Annotated in this window: 1 tRNA gene; it reads left to right on the top strand. The window is 51.5% G+C overall.

What is annotated here, in order from left to right:
• The first annotated feature begins 163 nt into the window (after positions 1-163).
• A tRNA-Arg gene (locus tag OGY15_RS00225) sits at positions 164-237 on the top strand.

Here is a 237-nt window from a genome sequence, read left to right as displayed (position 1 = left end):
CCGTAGCTCAGCTGGATAGAGTACTCGGCTACGAACCGAGCGGTCGGAGGTTCGAATCCTCCCGGATGCACCATCTTCTCTGCAATAACGCATTAGCGTTGTTACGGAAAACGATATCACTTTAGCAGTGATATCAAATCTGCAGTAAGTAAGTTTCCCTGATGCATCCGTAGCTCAGCTGGATAGAGTACTCGGCTACGAACCGAGCGGTCGGAGGTTCGAATCCTCCCGGATGCA

It is taken from the genome of Citrobacter sp. Cu231 (assembly GCF_030332265.1).
Lineage (GTDB): Bacteria > Pseudomonadota > Gammaproteobacteria > Enterobacterales > Enterobacteriaceae > Citrobacter > Citrobacter meridianamericanus.
Note: the sequence above shows the minus strand (reverse complement) of the source record. Positions and strands in the feature narration are given on the sequence as shown.